The sequence below is a fragment of the Klebsiella sp. K47 genome (assembly GCF_051858335.1).
GTDB classification, from domain to species: domain Bacteria; phylum Pseudomonadota; class Gammaproteobacteria; order Enterobacterales; family Enterobacteriaceae; genus Klebsiella; species Klebsiella pneumoniae.
In genome coordinates, this window is sequence record NZ_JBPYUI010000617.1 from 1 (window position 1) to 208 (window position 208).

The window sequence follows — 208 nt, forward strand, 5'->3', positions numbered from 1 at the left end:
TGCCGCTGCCGTTGAGCCGCAGCGGGGAGTCGTCCGGGCGGATCAGCAGCTCGGCGGTCAGCACCGATTTCACCGGCAGGGCGCAGGCCTTGCGCAGGAAATGCAGGATGGTCCGGCGCTGCTTGATCGGGAACCAGATCGCGAAGCTGGCCTGCGGCCAGCGCCCCAGGATCTCGGTCACCGAGGCCAGGATGGCCTGATACTCGGC

Annotated in this window: 1 protein-coding gene; it reads right to left on the minus strand. The window is 68.8% G+C overall.

Annotated elements, in window-relative coordinates:
• Positions 1–208, minus strand: a 208-nt coding sequence (gene rlmJ, locus RRF55_RS29450) for a 23S rRNA (adenine(2030)-N(6))-methyltransferase RlmJ (protein ID WP_439419521.1), incomplete at both ends; no start/stop codon positions are given.